Below are 21578 nucleotides of genomic sequence, written 5' to 3'. Positions count from 1 at the left end.
AGTTGTGTACCAAGCGGTCTATTTTGCGAGTTGAGGGGCTGAATAAAAATAGTGCAAATATCCCAGCTCGCGATCGTTCGACCTCCGATGCCGAGACAGGGGAGTAGAACTTGGCTACGTTTACTAAGCACGTCGCGCCCGTGACGTCTTAGTCGCGCCGTAGTTGAAGGAAGCCTCCGTGTCTGCTCAGCCTGCCGATCACGTCCGTGAAGACATCCGACTCCTAGGCCGGGTACTCGGCCGCGTGCTTGCTGAGCAGGAAGGGCAGGAGATCTTCGACCTGGTCGAATCCACCCGCCGCACCGCCTTCGACATCGCCCACGGGGACGCCACCCCGGAAGACTTGCTCGCAGTCTTCCGCGATATGGACATCACCAAAGTGAACCTCGTCGCACGCGCATTTAGCCACTTCGCGCTGCTGGCTAACTTGGTTGAGGATCTTGACGACGAGAAGGCCGCCGCACCGGTCTCACTGCGCACCAGCTTCGCGCACCTGAAAGACAGCGGCGTGGACGCTGACAAGGTCGCCGAACTCATCGCCGGGGCGCAGGTCTCCCCGGTGCTCACCGCGCACCCGACTGAGACCCGTCGCCGCACCGTCTTCGACACCCAGACCCACATCAAGCGCTTGCTGAGTGAACTCCACGCTGGTGCCGACCCGGCAGCCATCGAACGCGAGATGGAGCTGCGCATGACCCTGATGTGGCAGACCGCGCTGATCCGCATCGCCCGCCCGCGTCTTGAGGACGAGATTGACGTCGGCCTGCGCTATTACAAGCTCTCCCTGCTCGAGCAGATCCCGGCGATCAACCGCGCAATCCGCTACGAACTTCGCGACACCTTTGGCCGCGACCTTGCCCTCACCCCCGTGATGCGCCCCGGTTCCTGGATCGGTGGCGACCACGACGGCAACCCGTACGTGAATGCCGAAACGCTCACGTATGCCACCCGCCAAGCCGCCGATACTGTGCTCAGCTACTACATCGATGAGCTGGGTGAGTTGGAGCGCGAGCTGTCGCTTTCAGACCGCTATTCCACCTGCTCGGAGGAGCTTTCCCGGCTTGCGGATGCCGCCAACAACACCGCCGAGTCCCGCGTCGATGAGCCCTACCGCCGGGCCATTTTTGGCATCCGCCACCGTGTCGTCGCTACGCGCGAGTTGCTCGCTGGCTCGGTGACCACGGGCTCGCCGTATGCGGACCCCGGCGAGCTGCTTGCAGACCTGGACGTGATCGACGACTCCCTGCGTGCGCACGGCGGCGCAATCATTGCGGACGACCGGCTGGCGCGTCTACGCTCTGCCGTGACCACCTTCGGTTTTCACCTGTACACGCTTGACCTGCGGCAGAACTCTGAGTCCTTCGAGAAAGTCGTGGCCGAGGTACTGGGCGTTGCCGGCGTGTGCGATAACTACGCCGCGCTCGCTGAAGAGGACCGCGTGGAGGTACTCGTCGAGGAGCTGCGCACCCCACGTCCGCTGCTGCGCGCCGAAGCACTGCTTAGCGACGACACCCGCAAGGAAATGGGCATCCTCACCGCCGCCGCCCGCGCCGTCCGAGACTTGGGCCAGGGGGCGATCGCGCAGTGCATTATCGCCATGACCGGTGCCGTCTCCGACATTTTGGAGCCCATGGTCCTGCTCAAAGAGGTCGGCCTGAGCGACGTCAACGTCGTCCCGCTGTTTGAAACCATCGAGGACCTCGCACACGGCGCCAGCATCCTCGAAGATCTCTGGTCGCTGCCGTTCTATCGCGAACATCTGCGCGCCCGCGGTGACATCCAGGAGGTCATGCTCGGCTACTCCGACTCCAACAAGGACGGCGGCTACCTGCAAGCAAACTGGGCGCTTTACGACGCCGAACTCGCCCTGGTTGAACTCTGCAACCGGCACGGCATCCGCCTCCGACTCGCGCACGGCCGCGGCGGGGCAGTCGGTCGCGGCGGCGGGCCCACGTACGATGCGATTCTCGCTCAACCCAAGGGAGCCGTCGACGGCTCCATCCGCATCACCGAGCAGGGCGAGATCATCTCCGCCAAGTACGGATCGCCAGAGACCGCTCGCCGCCACCTCGAAGCCTTCGTCGCCGGCACCCTGGAGGCATCCTTCCTGGATACCGAACCTATCGACGACCCGACCCGCGCCTACGACATCATGCGTACGCTCGCCGCCTACTCCGGCGAAAAGTACAACGAGCTCATCGGCGACCCCGGGTTCATTGACTACTTCACCCAATCCACCCCGCTGCACGAGATCGGCGAGCTCAACCTCGGCTCCCGCCCGGCGTCCCGCAAACAGACCACCGCGATTTCCGACCTGCGCGCCATCCCCTGGGTGCTGTCCTGGGCGCAGTCGCGCACCAATGTGCCTGGCTGGTTCGGCGTCGGCACCGCAGTCGAGCGCTGGGCTGGGGAAGACGAAGACCGCTGGGATGACCTGCGCGAACTCTACCGTGACTGGCCGTTCTTCCGCTCCGTGCTGTCCAACATGGCCCAAGTCATGGCGAAGGCCGAGCTGTCGCTGGCCCGCCTCTACGCCGACCTAGTGGAGGACCGCGAGGTAGCCGAGCGCATCTACTCCCTTATCGCCGATGAATTCGAGCGCACCAAGCAGGTCTACTTCCGCATCACTGCGCATGCGGACCTTGTTGCCGAGAACCAGCGCCAGGCCCGATCCCTAAAACGTCGTTACCCCTACCTGTTGCCGCTCAACGCCGTCCAGCTTGAGCTGCTGCGCCGTTACCGCGCCGGCGACGAGGCCTTCCTCGTCCCGAAGACGATCCAGGTCACCATGAACGGGCTGGCCACCGCACTGCGCAACGCAGGGTAGATTTCCTGCGGCGAAAGGGAACCGGTGCCGAGTTTCCGCCGTCAGAATAGGTATGGGGATTGACAGAGAACACAAGGCACAACAGCAACGATGGGAGGAGCGGAAGGAGGAACTGCGGCGGGGGATTGTGGACAAACGGCTGCTCTCCCACAAAGCACTCGACAAACTCCGAGGGCCGCATCGGGTGCTCGACACAAGTATTGTGTATCGGGAGACGAGCTGGAAAGAGCTGAAGTTCCACGAACGTCAATGGCTGCGCGTCGAGGCTGCTGCACTGATGAGCAGGGAAGCAGTGCTAGTCGGCAGATCGGCCGCGCGCATGCACGGTATTTGGGTGATCAGTACGACAAAAGAGCCCGTCGAACTGTGTCTGCTTTCCAGGGGGAGCTCCCCTACTCGACGAAACCGGGAAGGGATCCTGTTTCGACGCATGGTGCTGCGCAAGAGCGAAATCTCGTTGCGCGACGGCCACCGGGTTACCAATGGTTTTCGAACGTTCGCTGATATCGCCCGCCACTACGGCTTCGTCGAAGGGCTCGTCGCTGCCGACTACCTCCGGCGCAGTGGGTTTACGCTTGAACTCCTTGAACGGGAGGCATCCCAGCTTGGCAGACTGAAAGGTGTTGCAGTGGTCCGGGAGTGCATTCGGCACAGCGTCGCGGATTCCGGTTCGCCCTACGAATCTTTCGCGCGCGCCTTGCTGATCCGTGCGGGGATCGGCCCCTTGTTTACACAGTACGAAGTGGCTGGACGCTACGCCGACCTTTGCATCGATGGCTGGTTACTCATTGAGATCGACGGCAACGTGAAATACCAGGGACCCAACGCCGAACGCGCGCGGCAGGAAGAGTTCGAGCGACAGAAGATGATCGCCAACCGAGGATATGTGTTTCTGCGCTACTCGCCGGATTTCCTACGCCGGCATCCTGAGAAGTTCGTCCGAGAGGTTCTCGCCACCATCGCTGGCCGTCGAGCAGCCTTGGGGTGAGCAGTCGCACCCGCTCTTCGCCGGCGCTGTTCCCGCCCTTCGCCGCTCCTGGCCGGCGCTGTTCCCGTCCTTCGCCGAGGATGGTAACCGGAGGATGGTGATGAGCCGAGTTGGACGAGCACCGTCGGTCCAGGCACTCGGTTGATTACCATCTGGTGGTTACCACCTAGGAGGACAGCACCAGGAGGAAAGCACCCAGGGCAGGCCTGACGCGACGAACAGCAAAAGCCCCGGCCACTGTGTGGAAACAGTGACCGGGGCCGATCAAACCGAGCGCTTACTTCTCCAGTGCGTCGATGATCTTGTTGAAGGTTGCGGACGGACGCATGACCGCGGAGGTCTTGGCGTCGTCCGGCCAGTAGTAGCCGCCGAGGTCGGCAGCGTTGCCCTGGGCGTTCAGCAGCTCAGAGTCAATCGTCTCGGCGTTGTCGCGCAGGTCCTTCGCAATCGGGCCGAAGACCTCAGCCAGTTCGGCGTCGTCGGTCTGGGCTGCCAGTGCCTCTGCCCAGTACAGGGAGAGCCAGAAGTGGGAGCCGCGGTCGTCGATTTCGTTGACCTTGCGGGACGGGGACTTGCCTTCATCCAGCAGCTTCTCGGTTGCCTTGTCCAGAGCGGCGGCAAGGACGCCCGCCTTCTCGTTGCCGTTGGTGTTCTTCTCGTGGCGGAAGGACTCGGCCAGTGCGAGGTACTCACCGAGGGAGTCCCAACGCAGGTGGTTTTCTTCCTCAACCTGCTGGACGTGCTTCGGGGCGGAGCCGCCGGCACCGGTCTCGAACAGGCCGCCGCCAGCCATCAGCGGGACGACGGAGAGCATCTTCGCGGAGGTACCCAGTTCGAGGATCGGGAACAGGTCCGTGTTGTAGTCACGCAGCACGTTGCCGGTCACGGAGATGGTGTCCTCGCCGCGGCGGATGCGCTCGACGGAGATCTTGGTGGCCTCGACCGGGGAGGCGATGGAGATGTCCAGGCCGTCGGTGTCGTGGTCGGCCAGGTACTTCTTCACCAGTTCGATGAGGTTGCGGTCGTGTGCGCGCTCCTCGTCCAGCCAGAAGATGGTCTTCATGCCGGACAGGCGTGCGCGGTTGACGGCCAGCTTGACCCAGTCTTGGATCGGGGCGTCCTTGGTCTGGCATGCGCGCCAGATATCGCCAGCTTCGACGTCGTGCTCGATCAGCACGTCGCCAGCAGCGTTGACAACCTGGGCCTTGCCGTCAGCCGGGATCTTGAAGGTCTTGTCGTGGGAGCCGTACTCCTCAGCCTTCTTCGCCATGAGGCCGACGTTCGGAACGGTGCCCATGGTGGTCGGGTCGTAGGCGCCGTTTTCGCGGCAGTCGTCGATAACCGTCTGGTACACGCCGGCGTAGGAGGAATCCGGGATGACGGCCAGGGTGTCCTGCTCCTGGTCGTCGGCGTTCCACATGTGGCCGGAGGTGCGGATCATGGCCGGCATGGAGGCGTCGATGATCACGTCGGACGGGACGTGGAGGTTGGTGATGCCCTTTGCGGAGTTCACCTGTGCCAGTGCCGGGCCGTCCTGCAGGGCCTGGTCGAAGGCTGCGCGGATCTCTTCGCCGTTCGGCAGATCAGCAAGGCCCTCGTAGATTGCGCCGAGGCCGTTTTCGCCGTTGAGGCCGGCGTCGAGAAGCTCGGCGCCGTACTTGTCGTAGACATCCTTGAAGAATGCGCGCACGACGTGGCCGAAGATGATCGGGTCGGAGACCTTCATCATGGTGGCCTTGAGGTGCGCGGAGAAGAGCACGCCCTCTTCCTTGGCCTTCTTCACGGACTCGAGCAGGAACTCATCCAGAGCCTTCGCGGACATGAAGGTGCCGTCGATGACCTCGCCCTTTTCAACCTTCAGGCCGTCCTTGAGCACCTGCTCGCCGTCTGCGGTGACGAGCTTGATGGCCAGGGTGTCCTCGGCCGGCATGATGACGGACTTCTCGTTGTGGCGGAAATCGCCTGCGCCCATGGTGGCAACGTTGGTCTTGGAGTCCTTCGACCAAGCGCCCATGGAGTGCGGGTGCTTCTTGGTGTAGTTCTTCACGGCCTCCGGAGCGCGGCGGTCGGAATTGCCCTCACGCAGGACCGGGTTCACAGCGGAGCCCTTGACTGCGTCGTACTTGTCCTGCGCGTCCTCGTAGTCCGGGATGTCGAAGCCTGCGGCCTGCAGTTCGGCGATGGCCTTCTTCAGCTGGACGAGGGAAGCGGAAATGTTCGGAAGCTTGATGATGTTGGCTTCCGGGGTCTTTGCCAGCTCACCGAGCTGTGCGAGTGCGTCGTCGACCTTCTTGTCGCCGAGGCGATCTGGGAACTGTGCGAGGATGCGGCCTGCCAGCGAGATGTCTGCGGTGTCGACCTCGATGCCTGCACGGGAAGCGAATGCCTCCACGATTGGCTTGAGGGAGTACGTCGCAAGCAGCGGTGCTTCGTCGGTACGAGTCCAAATGATCTTCGCCATAATGCTCCTTTGTTGTAAGGTTCCTGACTTCAACCCACCAGAGTACCGTCCCAGCGCAGCCCTGTCTGGCGATAGGGCCGGGAGAGGTTCGGGATAGGTAAGGTCTTGGCCCATGAGCCTTACCATTGCATCCGTCAACGTCAACGGCATCCGTGCCGCCACGAAGGTCCGCAACGAGAACAATCCGGGCATGTTGGCCTGGTTGAACGAGAATCCGGCTGATGTGGTGCTGATGCAGGAGGTGCGCGCCACTGCTGATCAGACGCGTGCTGCGCTTGCCCCGGCGCTGGAAAATGGGTGGCACTTGGAGGTGGCACCGGCCGAAACACCTGGTGCGAAGGGTCGTGCGGGTGTGGGCATCCTGTCGCGCACGCCGCTGCGTGATGTGGAGGTCGGGATTCCTGAGTTTGAGGATGCGGGTCGCTTTATTGCAGCATCGCTTGACGACGACACCCGTGTCGCATCCCTCTACCTCCCCTCAGGAGCAGCCGAGACGGCCAAGCAGGACGAGAAGTATCGTTTCCTGGATCAGTTCGAGCCGCTGCTGGAGCAGTGGGCGGGCGAGTACCCGGACATGGTCATCGGCGGGGATTGGAACATCTGCCACCGCCGCGAGGACCTGAAGAATTGGAAAACGAACAGGAAGAAGTCCGGTTTCTTGCCGCACGAGCGCGCGTTCATGGATGCGGTGTTCGGTTGCTTCCCGGACGCGGAGGCCCAGGATGTAGAGGACAAGGCTGCGGTGGAATGGGCTGGGGCGGTGGAGTACCGGTCGGGGGGTCGTCGTCAAGCAAATGGTGCTCCGAAGTGGTTCGATGTTGCGCGCAGGCTGCACCCGGAGGACGCGCCGTACACCTGGTGGACGTTCCGCGGCCAGGCGTTTAACAACGACGCGGGTTGGCGCATCGACGTCCAGGCGGCCACCGCGAACATGCTGGAACGCGCGCAGCGCACGTGGGTGGAGAAGGCGCCGACGGTGGAAGAGCGCTGGTCGGACCACTCGCCGCTGTTGGTGGAGTACCGCTAATCTGGGTTTTCCTGAACGCCGTTCAATTACGCGCTAAACTGTTGCGCAACCATCACGTGAACGACGCGAACGGAGCCCGCAGATGACCGACATCCTTGACATCGCCCGCGAAAAAGCCCTGGAAAACGGCGAAGGTCTGAACAAGGAGGAACTCGTCCAGATCCTCAACATCGAGGACGAGCGCCTGCCTGAACTGTTGGACCTCGCCCACCAGGTGCGCATCAAGCATTGCGGTGTCGATGTCTCGTTGGAAGGCATCATCTCCCTGAAGACCGGTGGCTGCCCCGAGGACTGCCACTTCTGTTCCCAGTCCGGCCTGTTCGAATCACCTGTGCGCGCCGTGACCTTGGACATCGCCGAGCTCGTCGAGGCCGCCAAGCAGTCCGAGAAGATGGGCGCTTCCGAGTTCTGCATCGTCGCCGCCGTGAAGGGCCCGACCCAGCAGCTGCTCGACCAGGTCGCCGAGGCCGTCACTGCGATCCAGGAAGAGGTGGACATTTCCATCTCCGCATCACTTGGCATCCTCACCCGCGACCAGGCCCGCCAACTGGCCAAGATGGGTGTGTCGCGCTACAACCACAACTTCGAAACCGCCGAGTCGTTCTTCCCCAACGTGGTCACCACCCACACCTGGCAGGAGCGCAAGGACACGCTGGAGAACGTGCTGGCAGAGGGCATGGAAACCTGCTGCGGCGGCATCATCGGGCTCGGCGAAACCATCGAGCAGCGCGCCGAGTTCGCCACCCAGCTGGCCGAAATCCAGCCGCATGAAGTGCCGATGAACTTCCTCGACCCGCGCCCAGGCACCCCGTTCGCCGACCGCCCCTTGGTGCCGCAAGGTGAGGCGCTGCGTGCCGTCGCCGCGTTCCGCCTGGCCATGCCGTCCACCCAGCTCCGTTTCGCGGGTGGCACGGAGCTCGCGCTTGGCGACGACGGCACCGAAGCCGGCCTCATGGGCGGCGCGAATGCCATTATTGGCGGGAATTACCTGACCACGTTCGGCCGTCCGATGGAGAAGGACCGCGACGCCGTCGACCGGGTGATGGGAGGCGGGGCGAAGCCAGGGCTGAGCCTGAACATCACCCCGGTGGGGCAGAAGCAGAACTCCGGCCACGGTGTTCTGTACGACACCATCAAGTCGCTGTAGTCAGCCGGGCCCTGATGAAAACCCCGGATTCAACGGAACTCGCCGACGCAGTCCTGTCCGGCGAGATCGCCTGGCCGCTCGACCCGGCCAGGCCTTACGACGCCCCGCGCATCTGCCCGCTGTGCCAGCGGCGCATGGTGGTAAAAATCAGCCCGATGGCGTGGGAGGCTGCCTGCTCCCGTCACGGCCTGCTGCGCTCCGAGTGGTTGGAGCGTTAGCGCACGAAACGGCGGGTTCTGGCGAACACAACTGCGCTGGCTGCCAAAACTACTGGCCCCGCCGCCGCTACGAAGATGGCGTAGAGGTAGGGGTCGAAGGGGTTCACGTCCGCCCTGTAGCGACCCACTAGGAGCCCGGTGAAACCACCTACGAACATGCTGCCGAGCATGAACCACTGCATGCGGGTGCCTCGCGCAAGGCCGATTGCTACACCGGTCAGCGCCATCGTGAGGAAGATGACGAAGTGGAGTAGCACAGTTGACACGATGGATGTCAGGTCCTGCGCAGCACCTTCAACAAAATACGGTTCGCCGCTGCCGTTGATCCAGGGCATCGGTTGTCCGTTCGTAACAATGAACGGGTCGTACCGCTTGTAGTACGGGCTATGTGCTTGGTGGTACACCGCCGACGCGGCGGTAAGTGGCGTGAGTATGACCGCTGCCACGAGAGCCGTTAGCGTTGCCGAATTCATCCATCGGTTGAAGCTCGCGCCTAGCTGGTTCATTGCTGGCCAGTTCGATCCTCCGATTGCGAAGAGTATCCACAGTGTGGCAGCGCCCGCCATGGTCCACAGGCCGCCGTCGCCAAACTCCAATCGTCCAAAGGGTACGGCAATGCAGAGGACGAGAAAGATGCCCAAATACATCGCTGGTTTGAAGGGGCTGAGGAAGAGTTTCATCGTTCGGGCCTTTCCGTTGCGAGGAGGTCAATGAGTTCGGCATCGTCCGGGTACTCGATGGGCAGGTGGACGTCGTCCTCTCTGAGAGGTTCGGCGAAAGTGACGCGTGTCATCGGTCCGAGGCTCGCTGTCTCAGCCACGGGGAAGCGGGCGGTAAGGTCTTTGATCTCGGCGGTGGGGCCGGTGACCGTTGGAAAGCATAGGCGGGCGTCGTCGAGTGGGACTGGGCGCGAAACCACCCGATCAAACACCTGGATGACATGGGTGGCGAGACCCACGAAGTCCTCGGGGCGATGCGATGCCATCACCACGCTGCGCTGCGGGTTCTCCGCGATGTAGTCGATCAGTCTCTGGCGGACCTGTTTGCGGGTGGTGGTGTCGATGCCATCAAACGGTTCGTCGAGAAGTAACAGGTCTTTGCCAATGGCTAGGGCCACCTCAATGGTGAGTAGGCGGCGCTGCCCAACGGAGAGATCTTTGATGCGGGCGTTGGGAAAGTCGAGCCTCACGTGCGGGTAGATCGCTGCGACTGCACGTAAGTGATCGTCCACGGTCGTGCCTGCAAACTTGGCATCCGCACCAGCCGGAACGAACGCGGCGTGAGGGCTCATGAGCGTGTGGAGGTAGTGGGTTTTGCCGGCGGCGTTCGGGCCGACCAGCGCGTAGAAGCCGGGGTTCATTGAGCACGCTCCTTTTCGATCATTGCGGTCAGCTCCTCGGTGGTGATGCCGAGTTGGTTGGCCTCGTGGACAAACGGTTGGACAAAATCGCGGGCAAATGCTTCGCGACGAGTACGTAGCACCTGCTCACGTGCACTCTCCAGGACGAACATGCCGAGCCCGCGGCGTTTCTCCAGCAGACCCTCGTTGAACAGTTCGGTGAGTGCTTTGGCGGAGGTGGTGGGATTGACAGAGTGGTAGGCGGAGAGCTCGTTGGTAGACGGCACCCGGTCGCCGGGAGCGAGGGTGCCTGCCCCGATGAGGTCACGTAACTCATCTGCTATCTGTAGGTATATGGGTTTACCACTCATGTGGGTAACCATAGAACAGGAAAGCCCGGCGCGTCAACCCCCAATTTTGACGCGCCGGGTGAGATTCGGGTATGTCGCGGAAACCGCAGGCTAGCGGCTACTCGTCGGTGATGTCGAGCAGTGCCGCGCCCTTATCCACGTGGCTGCCGGCCTCCACGGCGAGGTTTTTCACCACACCGCTCTTGTGGGCCTTGACCGGATTTTCCATCTTCATGGCCTCGAGGATGACCACGATGTCGCCGGCTTCCACCCGGGCGCCCTCGGCGACCTCGGACTTGACCACGGTGCCCTGCATCGGAGCGGTCAGGGTGTCTGCGCTGGCAGCGCCCTTGCCGGACCCCTTGCCGCCGGATCCGCCATTACGGGAGCGGCGCTTGCGGTCGCGGCGGCGCTGCGCCACTGCGCCGAGAAGCAACGGCTCCGGCAGCGTGATCTCGATCGATCGGCCGTTGACCCCGACGGAGACGGTGCGGCGGCGCGCTTCGTCCTGCTCACCGTCTTCGCCAGCGCCGTCGGACTCGTAGGGTGCGACGTCCGGGTCCCATTCCTCTTCGATCCAGCGGGTGTAAACGGCGAATTGGGTGGCGTCGCCGGTGAAGGCGTCGTCGTTAAGCATGCGCTGGTGGAAGGGGATGATGGTCGGCATGCCTTCGACCCGGAATTCGGCGAGGGCGCGCTTGGCGCGGGCGATGGCCTGGTCGCGTGTTTCGCCGCGGACGATGAGTTTGGCCAACATCGAGTCGAACTGGCCGCCGATGGTGGAGCCGGCGCGGATGCCGGAGTCGACGCGAACGCCGGGGCCTGCCGGTTCGATGTAGGTGGTGGCGGTGCCGGGCATGGGCATGAAGTTGGTGCCGGCGTCTTCTGCGGTGATGCGGAATTCGATGGCGTGGCCGGTGGGTTCCAGGTTGGCGTCGAAACGCAGTGGCTCGCCGGCGGCGATGCGGAACTGCTCGATGACGAGGTCCACACCGGTGGTTTCTTCGGTGACGGGGTGCTCGACCTGGAGGCGGGTGTTGACCTCGAGGAAGGAGATCAGCCCGTCGGAGCCAACCAGGTATTCGACGGTGCCAACACCCACGTAACCTGCCCGCTTCGCAATCGCTTTGGCGGAAGAGTGGATGCGTTCGCGCTGCTCATCGGTGAGGTACGGGGCGGGGGCTTCCTCAATGAGCTTTTGGAACCTGCGCTGCACGGAGCAGTCACGGGTACCGGCGACGATGACGTTGCCGTGAGTATCCGCCAGCACCTGCGCCTCCACGTGGCGGGCGCGGTCGAGGTAGCGCTCCACGAAGCACTCACCGCGGCCGAACGCTGCCTTGGCTTCGCGGGTGGCGGACTCGAACAGTTCGCGGATCTCGCCGCGGGTGCGGGCGACCTTCATGCCGCGGCCGCCACCGCCGTACGCCGCCTTGATAGCCACGGGCAGACCGTGGGTGTCGGCGAAAGCGACCACATCGTCGGCGCTGTCCACCGGGTCTTTCGTGCCCGGCACGAGCGGTGCGTCGACCTCTTCAGCGATGCGCCGGGCGGTGACCTTGTCGCCAAGCGCGTCGATCGCCCTTGGCGGCGGGCCGATCCAGGTCAGGCCCTCGTCGATGACGCGCCGGGCAAATTCGGCGTTCTCTGCCAAGAAGCCGTAGCCGGGGTGGACGGCGTCCGCGCCGCTGTCGCGGCAGGCCTTGAGCACTTTGTCGATATCCAGATAGCTTTGCGACGACGTCTCGCCACCGATCCCAATCGCCTCGTCCGCCATTTCGGTGTACGGCGCGTCTTTGTCGGGGTCGGCGTAGATCGCCACGGAGGCAAGGCCGGCGTCGCGGGCTGCGCGGATGATGCGGACCGCGATCTCGCCGCGGTTGGCGACGAGGACCTTGCGGAACGGAAAGTCATGCATGTGTGCGGTCCTTTCTAGAAGTAGGTGACGTTGCCGATGGTTTGCTGGGCGCCGAACGGCTGGCCGAACGCATCGCCGAACACGTTGTCTTCGTAGGCAGCGCCGGTGCCGGCTGCCGCGCCAGCAACGCCAGGTGTGCCGGCAACGGCCTGCCAGGAATGGGCCTCGGCGAGGACGGTGGTCAGTGCTGCCAGTTCGTCGTGGGACAGCGACGTGTCGTCGGTACGAAACAGTGGTGTCATGGTGTCTCTCCTTAAACGGTCGGGGTCGCGGTCGGGTACGTGCCGTCGGCGTTGAGACGGGCATCGGGGTTGAGCAGGAGTGCGATCTCGTCGGCGTGGTCGTCGATACCGGCGAAGCGGCGGTTCTCCACCTGGGTGAAGAGGTCGGCGCGGCCGATCATTCCGGCTTCGAGTCGGCTTGCGCCCTGGGCGAGGCGTTCGGTTGCGCGCTCACGCCAGGCGTCGGCGTCGCGGCCGTCGCGTGTCAGTGCGGCTTCGAACACACCCGGGTGGCCCAGCACGACGAGCGCGCCGACGTGGCCGAAACCGAGCGAGGTCAGCGCCGCGGCCTTCACGTTGCCGGCACCGAGGGCGAGCGGGGAGCGCAGCCACACCAGGTTGGTTGCCTTCGGCTCGATGAGCGGGTCGACGCAGTCCAGGGAGGCGTTCGGCGGGAGGTCGCCGGTGGCCAGCACGTCGAGGAGTCCGCCGGTCTGCAGCAGTGCTGCACCTGCCTTGGAGTGGCCGGTGAGGGTCTTTTGCGAGATGACGTACATCGGCGCGTCCGGGTCGCGGCCAACGGCCGGCCACAGCACCGAGTGCAGTTCGGACTCGTTCGGGTCGTTGGCGTTGGTGGAGGTGTCGTGCTTGGACAGGACGGTGACGTCGTCAGGGGTCAGCCCCAGCGAGGACAGGGAGCGGGCCAGGCGCGAGTCGGTTCCGCCGCAGGCTGCAGCGAGCACGCCGAGGCCTGGTGCCGGGATGGAGGTGTGCGCGCCGTCGCCGAAGCTGGAGGCGTACGCGACCACTGCCAGCACCGGCAGGCCGAGTTCGGCAGCGAGGGTGCCGCGGGCGAGCAGGACGGTGCCGCCGCCTTCGGCTTCGAGGAAGCCACCGCGTCGGCGGTCGTTGGCGCGCGAGATAAAGCGGCCGTCGATCCCTTGTGCCGTCATCTTGGCGGTTTCGGCGGTGGCGTTCATGTCGCCGAAGCCCTGGAGGGATTCGACCTGGACGTCGTCGATACCGCCGGCGACTACGAAGTCAGCCTTGCCCAGCGCGATCTTGTCCACCGCTTCTTCGATGCTGACGGCGGCGGTGGCGCAGGCGCCGACCGGGTGGATCATGGAGCCGTAGCCGCCGACAAGTGCCTGCATGGTGTGGGCAGCCACCACGTTGGGCAGTGCTTCCTGCAGGATGTCGGTCTGGCGTTCCTCGCCGATGAAGCGGGAGACGAACACCTTGTGCAGCGATTCCATGCCGCCGATACCGGTGCCTTGGGTGGTGGCGATGAAGGACGGGTGGACCTTCTGCATGAGCTCCGCCGGGGTGAAGCCGGCGTTGATAAACGCGTCGACGGCGGTGACCAGGTTCCAGGCGGCCATGCGGTCCATGCCGTCGGCCATCTGTGCGGGGATGCCCCACTTGGTCGGGTCGAAGCCGTCCGGCATCTGGCCAGCGACGGTGCGCGTCAGGGTGGCCTTCTTCGGCACGTGTGCCAGGGCACCGGCGTGGCGGGTCACGCTCCATTCGCCGTCGATCTGGCGGATGGTGGTCTTCTCACCGTCGGCCTCCACGTATGCGAGAGCTTCCTCTTCCGTGGCCACGGTGAACGTGATGTCGCGGTCGAGGTAGACCTGCTCTAAGTCGATGGAGCCTTGGTCGGTGAGGAAGTACTTGTCCGTCAGGGTGCGGATACCGCTGCGTGCGATGACATCGTCGCGGAAGCGCTCGTAGATGTCCTCCTCGGCGACCTCTGCGCCGTCTTCGTCGTACCAGGCCGGGTTCGGATCCTCGGACCAGGTGATCAGGCCCATCATCCACGCCAGTTCGAGGACACCGGCTGCGGTGAGGTCGACCTCGCCCGTGCGCGTGATGCCGTATTCGGCTTCGCGGCGGGTGCGGCCGGAGCCCCAGCTGGATACCTCGCCGATGCCGACGACAACCACCATGTCATCAAGTGCGCAGGTCACATCGCCCACAGCTGCAGGTGCAGGCTGGCGCGGGGTGGTGACGTTCGGCAGTGCGCGCACCGTGGCGCCATTGCTTGTCGACGACTCCGTGCCCGCCACATCAACACGTGCATTACGCGCCAGATCGGCGATGGACACGCCTGCGTCCTCGAGCCCACCTGTGAGGTCGAGATCCAGCGGGGACTGCTTCGCCTGCTCGCGGGATTCCTCGGTGACCAGGCCAAGTAGCTGCGTGGAGATCTCCTCCGGGCTCCACACGTGGATACCCGCAGCCTGTGCTGCCGGAACGAGCCCGTCGTTGCCGCCCATCAGGTGCGTGCCGGCAACCCAACCGATGCGGGCCTGCGCCAGGGTCACGCCTTCTGGCCAGCCGGTTTCCGCCGACCACTTGTTTACGATCGCGTCGAAGGCGGCCTTGACTTCGCCGTAGGCGCCGTCGCCACCGAAGGTGCCACGGTTCGGCGAGCCCGGAAGGACGATGTGCGCGCGCTCGGCAGGGAAGTGATCGCCGCGCTGCGCCAGGTCGGACAGGCCAGCGATGGTGCGCTCCACCGACCACAGCAGCAGGCGGGCCTGCGTTTCGGCGTTGCCGCCGACCTCTGCAAGCGAGCCGGACACCGGCGGTGCTGCGAACGGGAAAGCAAGCGTCGGCGTGAGTGCCGGTTTGATGATCTTGACGTCCTTGCCAACGGTTTCCTTCTGCTCGGAGCCGATCCACTCGATGAGCGCATCGATGTCGCGGTAGGACGACAGGTTCGTCGGCACCAGCCACAGGCGCGCACCCACGGAGGCGTGCTCAGCGAAAAGCGTGCGGGCGAATTCCTTGCGCGCCTGGCTGACGTTGGATGCGGTCATGATGACCGTCGCACCGCCTGCGAGCAGGCCCTCCACCACTGCGGTGGCAATGGAACCCGGCGCGGCACCGGTGACCAGGGCGACGTCGTTTGCGTACGGCTCGTTCGCTGCGGCGTTGGCGGCAGCGGCGATCTCGCCGAGTACGTTGCGACGATCACCCTCCACGCGCTTGGCGTACCACTCGGCCTGCTTGGCCACGGTGGAACCGGTGCCAGCGAAGCGCTGTGGTGCGAGGTCGAGCTCGCCGAGGGCGACGCGGGCGAGGTCTTCGCGGGCTTGGGCCCAGCGGTCGTCGAAAAGCACTGCCTTGCGCTCGTCGAAGACCGTGGTGACCTGCTTGACCCAGCCGGAGCCGAGTTCTGCCTCGATCGTTTCCACGATCGTGGTGTCCGGTGCGGGGATCTCGGCGACCTCGTTTTCGATGCCGAGCTTGTTCAGCAGCGTGCGGGCGGTAGCCACCAGGGTGTCGGTGACTTCGTCCTTGTAGGCGTCGAGCGCAGCCGAATCCACCACGCCGCCGCCGGATGCGCCGCCGCTGGTGGCCTGGGAGACTGCAACGCCGTAGCGTGCGGCGACGTTTTGTACCGCCTGGTCGATCAGTGCGGTGATCTCCGCCTTGGTTGTGGCAGACGGCAGGCTGTTCAGCGAGCCGCCGCGCACCGATTCCTCGGTGCGGCTGCCCAGCAGGATCTCGGCTTCGACGTGTGCGGTCCAGGATGCGGGCAGGCCCCACGCGGCTGCGAGGTGCTCGCCGACAAACGCCGGCTTCAGGCCTGCGCCACCGAAGAGTTGGCGCAGGCGGGTGCCCACGGCCTCGCTCAAGACAGCGCCGAACGGGGTGTAGCCAGGCGCGGCGGTGTTCACGCGGGTGTTTAGCGTGGCCACGTCGGCTTCAGCAGCGCCGTCGATGGCGGGCACGCCGAGTTCGGCGGACATGTCCATGAGCAGCTGGTTGCGTCGCGACGACACCCCACCGGTGAGCTCCTCAATAGTGTCCGAATCGTTGATCTGCTCGGGGCGGATCTTGTTCTGCAGCGCGAACAGGACGGTGATCGCATCGGCCGCGGTGAAGGGAAGGTCGGATGCGGGTGCGCCGGATGCAGCAGGTGCATCCGGTGCAGCCGGTACTGGCTCTGCCGGTGCGGCGGGGGCCGCGGGTGCAGCCTCGGCGGCCGGTTGCGGGGCGGATTCTGGGGCCGGTTCGGCGTCTGTTTCGGCCGGGGTGTCGTCGACAAGCACAGGCTCCGGCGCGGACACCACGTCGTTGAGCATGACAATGTCCTGGCTTGCCTCAACGTTGAAGACCGGCACGTGGATGCCAATGACATCCATCTCGCGCTTAGCCAGGTTGGTCAGCGTCGGCGAGGACGCAAGGCCGACCTCGATGACCTGGTCGACGCGACCAAGCAGGTAGTCCTGCGTTTCAATCCAGCGCACAGGCGAGGCGAACTGCCACGCCAGCAACTCGATAAGCAACGTGCGTGCGAGCGTGTTGCGTTCGGTGTTCTCCGGCGTCATGCCCTTGAGGCGCTCGGAGGGGACCTCGTCGGTGACGGCGTCGATGAACTGCTGCGTCAGCGCGAACGGCTTGGCCACCAGGTTCGGGATGTAGCGATCCACCAGCGTGTCCACGTCGATGATCGCCGGCATGTGCTCGTCGAGCTTCTCGGCGAAGTCCGCCACACCCTCGCGCAGCACGCGCGAGTGGAACGGAACGTCCACGCCCGGAACCGTGACGTAGGCGCGCGGCGTGACCGAGTTGGCCTTGCGCTCCAGAGCAGCAAGGCCGCGCTTCGTGCCCGCTACGGAGTACTGCTGGCCCTTGATGTTGTAGTTGACAATCTCCAAGAACTCGCCGGAATCCTGCGCAACACCAGCGACGTAGGCCTCGACCTCTTCTGGGCCGACACCGATCATGTTCGGGCGCAGCGCACCCATGCCGTAGTCGGAGTTACCCTCCGCATCGCGCGGCACCAGGGAGCCCATGGCGGAGCCGCGCGAGTACACGATGTCGATGACCGCTTCTAGATCAAAGATGTTGCCCAGAGCTGCAAGCGCGGTGTATTCACCAAGCGAGTGGCCCGCAAAGTACGCGCCGGAGGCCAACGCGTTGGCCTCGTTCAGGCGCTGGGTCTGGGCGTAGGCGACAACCGCCATGGCCACCTGGGTGAACTGGGTCAGGTGGAGCACACCGTCCGGGTGCTTGAACTCCACACCGCGGATCACCAACCGCGACGGGTTGTCTTCCACAATGCGCTGGATGGAGAACCCGTGGGTCTCGCGCGTGTGGCGGTCTGCGCGGCGCCACACGTCGCGCGCGGCAGCGGAAGCAGCTCGGTCGCCGTTGCCCATGCCCTGGGTCTGAATGCCCTGGCCGGGGTAGACGTAGGCGGTGCGTGGCTGGGCCAGAAGCGCCTGACCACGGGAGACAACGTCGCCGGCGATGCGGCAGGTCACCTCAAGGGCCTGCTGGATGCCGACGCGGCCGACACGCTCGACGGTGATCTCTACCTCGTCATCAAGCTGCACCATGCCGTACATGGAGTAGGTCCAGCCGATGACCTGGCCGTGGCCGGCAGCGAGGTGCTGCGCGGTGGCAGACAGCCACATGCCGTGCACCAGCGGTGCATCCAGGTTGACCAGGGCGGCAGCGTTGGCGGAGGTGTGGATCGGGTTGTAGTCGCCGGAGACCAGCGCGAACGGGGTCATGTCCGACGGTGCGCGGACCACGGTGCGGTCCACGAACGAACGTGGGGTCGGCTCCACCTGATCGCTTGCCGCGCCGTCGCCGTACGCCGGCGCCGGGACTGGCGTCGCGGTGCCGGTGGCGCGACCACGGATGGCAAAGCGCTGCATCTGGGTTGCCACAACCTCGTCGCCAGAGCGCAGCTCCAACTCGACGGTGACAATGCGGCCAGAGGTGGACTCGGCAATAGAAGTGCACTTGGAGGTCACGTCGATGCGCCTGCCATCGGCAAGCTCGGACAGCGGGACACGCAGGTCAATGACGTGATCCAGGTGGACCGCGTTGAGCAGACCCTCGATGACCGGCGTGCCATCAGCCAGCCTGCCGGAGCCCAGCGCGGCGTAGATCGCCGGCCAGCAGGGGCCAACCAGCACATCCGGCGTACCAACCACAGCGTTGTCGGCCACAGCGCCACCCGTAACTGCGGAGTGCGACGCCAGCAGGGAAGCAGGCAGCGTAAACGACGAGCGCGCCACACCAAACGGTGCGTCCTCGGTCGGTTCCTCGATCTGCGGAATCTCAGTAATCGTGTCGCCGGCCTCGCTGACCGAACCGACACCCGCCAGGCCAGACAGCAGCTCGAAGACGCTGTCGGAAAGACGATCGCCGTCCACAACCGGGGAGGCACCCGTGCCTGCGCCGGCAGGGATCTCGACCGGGATGTTCACCTCACGCACGTAGAACGGGCGCTTATCTTCCGGCAGGTGATCCCATGCGGAATCAGCGTGGATCCGGATCGTCCACTCACACTCACCAGCCGCGTTGGTGGTTGCCTCCACGTCGAAGGCGTCCTCGTCCAGCGCGTATGCCGGGTTTGCCATCAGGTGGCCGTGCCACACCAAGGTTGGGCAGGAGCGCAGGTACGCGGCCTCGTCGGCGGCGTCGCTGCGTCGAGCGAAGCGGGATTCGGCGGTGACGCCGTCGTCGATAAGCATCTGCGTCGCGGCATCCTCGAAGCGTGCCAGCAACTGCGCAACCGGCTCGTTCTTGCGCGTAATGCCAGCAACCGCAACCGGGCCAGGGATGATGCGCACCTGGTCAGCGGTGTAGCGCTCATCCTGCGCCTGCCACAGGGTGTCCTTGCCAAACCAGGACTTCAGATCCGCATCAAGTGCCGGGACCCACGGCATCGGCTTCGGGTAGGCGTAGTGCAGACCGATCCACCACGCCGCATCGCGCGGGGAAACCACAACCTCGCATGCCTGCGGGTAGTGCTGCAGCAAGGTCTGAAGGCCTTCGCGCGGGGAGATCTCGACATCGTCGGGGAAGAGGGTCGGGATCTCGCCGTGGTCGGCTTCGTTCAGGCGTGCCTCGATGCGCTGCAGCAACGCGACAAAGCGCGCGTTCCAGGTCTGGTCGATGAACGGATCGGCGAGCTCGACGAAGCGCTCGACCCACTCGGCGTACGTCATCGTCTCCACGTCGCCGAAGTAGGGCTTCGCCGTCTTCGACAGTGCCTCGATGATCTCTTCGCGGTGCGCCGCGTACTCCTCAATATCCAACGAGGCGATAAACCGCGCCGCCTTGGCAAAGGAGTTGTCCAGGTCGTGCAAGTCTGCCAGCAGGTGCGATTGCGACGACGCCACACCGGCCACGCCGCGACCGCGGCCGACCCAACCGCCGTTGTTCTCCGGGGGCAGGCCCGGCGTATCCACGAGCAGCTGCTTGACCGAATCCGTGGCCTTCGCCTCCTTCGTGGCCATAGCCACGGTGCCGACGAACACACCATCCACCGGCATCGCAGGCAGCCCGAACTTCTCGGACCAACGGCCCGTGATCAGTTCCGCGGCACGCTCCGGCGAGTACACGCCACCGCCGACGGTGAGCACCGCGTTGTCGTGCGCACGAATCTCCGGGTAGGTCTCCAGCAGCATGTCTTCCAGGTCAACCCAGGAGTGGTGGCCGCCAGCGTGGCCGTCTTCCACCATCAAGATGACCTGGTCGTCCGGGTTCGCTGCCGCGATGGCAAGCGCGTTGCGGATCTGCTGCGTCGTACCAGGCTTGAGCGCAATGTAGGGGAAGCCATCCTGGTGCAGCTGCGCGAACAGTTCCGTAGCTTCTTCAACTTCCGGGATGCCTGCGGAGATGCACACGCCGTTAAACGGGGCACCGGCCGCGCGGGCCTTTGGCACCATGCGCGTTTGGCCGAACTGCAGGTTCCACAGGAAGCGGTCGAAGAACATGGTGTTGAACTGTGCGGTGCGACCGGGCTGCAAAAACGCCTTGAGGTTGGCGGTGTGCTTGCCAAACTCCTCCTCGGAGTACATGCCGCCACCGGCAAGTTCTGCCCAGTAGCCGGCGTTGGCGGCAGCGGCGACGATCTCGCCGTCCGCAGACGTCGGCGTCATGCCACCCAGGATGATCGGGGACAGGCCAGTCAGCGACGAGAACTTCGTCTGCGTGTACGTCTTGCCGTCCGGCAGCGCAATCACTCGCGGCGCGTAGTCCGAATAGTCCACGCCCTGCGGCAGCTCAGCACCCGGGCGTGCGAGGTCGTCGCGTTTCGCGGCAGTGGATGCATCGAGCACAGCGACGCCGGAACCGTTGGCCAGGTTGGTCACAATGGTTGCCGTCGCCGAATCAAACGTGAAAATGTGGCTCGCACCCTGGGCAATCAGGTCGCGCACGACTTCGGTGAAGTCGAATCGGTCCACCAAAATCGACTGCGCCAGTTCACGCGGGGTGGTGGTTTCAAACGTGATCCCGCACGCGTCCGCCCACTGCTGCGCTAGATCCACACCAGGGGCGTTGGTCTCCACATGGAAGGGGTACGCAACATCAAGCGAATCGAACACCGGCGTGATCTCGGAGCCGCCGTACTCCACTTCCAACTTGGCGTTGTAGCTGCTCGCAGCCGCTTCGATGTCCTTGCGTGCCTGCGCGAGCGCCTCCGGGCTGCCGGACAGCACCACGTGGCGGTGCCCATTGATCACGCTGATCGGAGCAGCTTGCGTATCGACGACAAACTCACCGACCTGCTCAGGCGTTAAGCCCCGAACCGAAAGCATCCGGCTGCGCGAGTCGGCGGCACCGTACACGTTGGTCGCGGCGGCACCCATGATGAACGCGAACGCAAGCGCCTTCTCCGCAGCCTGCGGGCCGTTAGCGCGATCCAGTGCGGCAGCGCCCAGGATGCCCTGCGAGTGACCGGCGAACAGTGCGTCGGTGGTGTCCAGGCCGAGCTGCTCGAGGTCTTCGGCAGCAACAATCTGGGCGAGCAGAATCGCCGGCGCGCTGACTGCGGGCAGGGCGTCGATCGCCTCGTGCGCAGCATCTGCATCCATCGCCTCGCGGATACGCTGCACAACCCCTGGCACCACAGAGGCCAACGGGCGGGCGACGGCGGCGGTGAGGGACTGGGCGTCGTTAAGCAATTGCTCCATGCGGCTGCGTGCCACAGGAGTCGCAGCAGCATCAGCGAGTGCCTGCTGCCAGGAAGAACCCTGCCCCGGGAACAGGATTGCGGGACGCTTCAGGGAAGAAAAAGAGGTGGAATTCATAACAGTGTCCT

Annotated in this window: 12 protein-coding genes; 5 read left to right on the top strand and 7 right to left on the bottom strand. The window is 64.7% G+C overall.

Features of this window, described 5'->3' with window-relative positions; translation table 11 throughout:
* The first annotated feature begins 178 nt into the window (after nucleotides 1-178).
* Together ppc and HMPREF2690_RS08820 are read left to right on the top strand one after the other, a co-directional pair.
* Nucleotides 179-2827 (top strand): phosphoenolpyruvate carboxylase, encoded by a 2649-nt coding sequence (ppc, locus tag HMPREF2690_RS08825; protein WP_070820692.1) that lies wholly within the window; start codon nucleotides 179-181, stop codon nucleotides 2825-2827.
* 52 nt (nucleotides 2828-2879) lie between these two features.
* A complete protein-coding gene (locus HMPREF2690_RS08820) occupies nucleotides 2880-3815 on the top strand; it encodes a hypothetical protein (RefSeq protein WP_083279472.1) in 936 nt (311 codons plus the stop codon).
* 277 nt (nucleotides 3816-4092) lie between these two features.
* Here the strand turns inward: HMPREF2690_RS08820 and HMPREF2690_RS08815 are convergent, their stop codons facing one another.
* On the bottom strand, nucleotides 4093-6276 hold the full coding sequence (locus HMPREF2690_RS08815; RefSeq protein ID WP_070422810.1) for an NADP-dependent isocitrate dehydrogenase: 2184 nt from the start codon (nucleotides 6274-6276) through the stop codon (nucleotides 4093-4095).
* Nucleotides 6277-6388: 112 nt separating this feature from the next.
* Between HMPREF2690_RS08815 and HMPREF2690_RS08810 the strand changes: the two genes are divergently transcribed.
* From HMPREF2690_RS08810 to HMPREF2690_RS08800, 3 genes are all read left to right on the top strand, one after another.
* Entirely contained in the window at nucleotides 6389-7303 is a 915-nt protein-coding gene (locus tag HMPREF2690_RS08810; protein WP_070820691.1) for an exodeoxyribonuclease III, read from the top strand.
* 82 nt (nucleotides 7304-7385) lie between these two features.
* Nucleotides 7386-8450, top strand: a complete 1065-nt coding sequence (gene bioB / locus HMPREF2690_RS08805) for a biotin synthase BioB (RefSeq protein ID WP_070820690.1) — start codon at nucleotides 7386-7388, stop codon at nucleotides 8448-8450.
* Between the two features lie 14 nt (nucleotides 8451-8464).
* Nucleotides 8465-8668, top strand: a complete 204-nt coding sequence (locus tag HMPREF2690_RS08800; protein ID WP_070820689.1) for a biotin synthase auxiliary protein BsaP — start codon at nucleotides 8465-8467, stop codon at nucleotides 8666-8668.
* Here HMPREF2690_RS08800 and HMPREF2690_RS08795 read toward each other — a convergent pair.
* From HMPREF2690_RS08795 to HMPREF2690_RS08770, 6 genes are all read right to left on the bottom strand, one after another.
* Nucleotides 8665-9348, bottom strand: coding sequence for a hypothetical protein (locus HMPREF2690_RS08795; protein ID WP_070820688.1), 684 nt, complete (start codon nucleotides 9346-9348; stop codon nucleotides 8665-8667). The two genes, HMPREF2690_RS08800 and HMPREF2690_RS08795, sit on opposite strands and share 4 nt — an antisense overlap.
* A complete protein-coding gene (locus HMPREF2690_RS08790; RefSeq protein ID WP_070820687.1) occupies nucleotides 9345-10028 on the bottom strand; it encodes an ATP-binding cassette domain-containing protein in 684 nt (227 codons plus the stop codon). Before HMPREF2690_RS08790 ends, HMPREF2690_RS08795 begins: the two co-directional genes overlap by 4 nt.
* Complete coding sequence (locus tag HMPREF2690_RS08785; RefSeq protein ID WP_070614319.1) at nucleotides 10025-10378, bottom strand: GntR family transcriptional regulator; 354 nt, start codon at nucleotides 10376-10378, stop codon at nucleotides 10025-10027. Before HMPREF2690_RS08785 ends, HMPREF2690_RS08790 begins: the two co-directional genes overlap by 4 nt.
* A gap of 97 nt (nucleotides 10379-10475) precedes the next feature.
* The gene (locus HMPREF2690_RS08780) at nucleotides 10476-12275 is read right to left on the bottom strand and encodes an acetyl/propionyl/methylcrotonyl-CoA carboxylase subunit alpha (protein ID WP_070820686.1); all 1800 of its coding nucleotides are present in this window, start codon (nucleotides 12273-12275) and stop codon (nucleotides 10476-10478) included.
* 14 nt (nucleotides 12276-12289) lie between these two features.
* On the bottom strand, nucleotides 12290-12517 hold the full coding sequence (locus HMPREF2690_RS08775) for a hypothetical protein (RefSeq protein ID WP_070820685.1): 228 nt from the start codon (nucleotides 12515-12517) through the stop codon (nucleotides 12290-12292).
* 11 nt (nucleotides 12518-12528) lie between these two features.
* The gene (locus tag HMPREF2690_RS08770) at nucleotides 12529-21567 is read right to left on the bottom strand and encodes a type I polyketide synthase (protein WP_070820684.1); all 9039 of its coding nucleotides are present in this window, start codon (nucleotides 21565-21567) and stop codon (nucleotides 12529-12531) included.
* Between the last annotated feature and the right edge of the window lie 11 nt (nucleotides 21568-21578).

This window comes from Corynebacterium sp. HMSC034E11 (assembly GCF_001835905.1).
GTDB lineage: Bacteria > Actinomycetota > Actinomycetes > Mycobacteriales > Mycobacteriaceae > Corynebacterium > Corynebacterium coyleae.
This window is presented reverse-complemented; position numbering and strand designations above follow the sequence as displayed.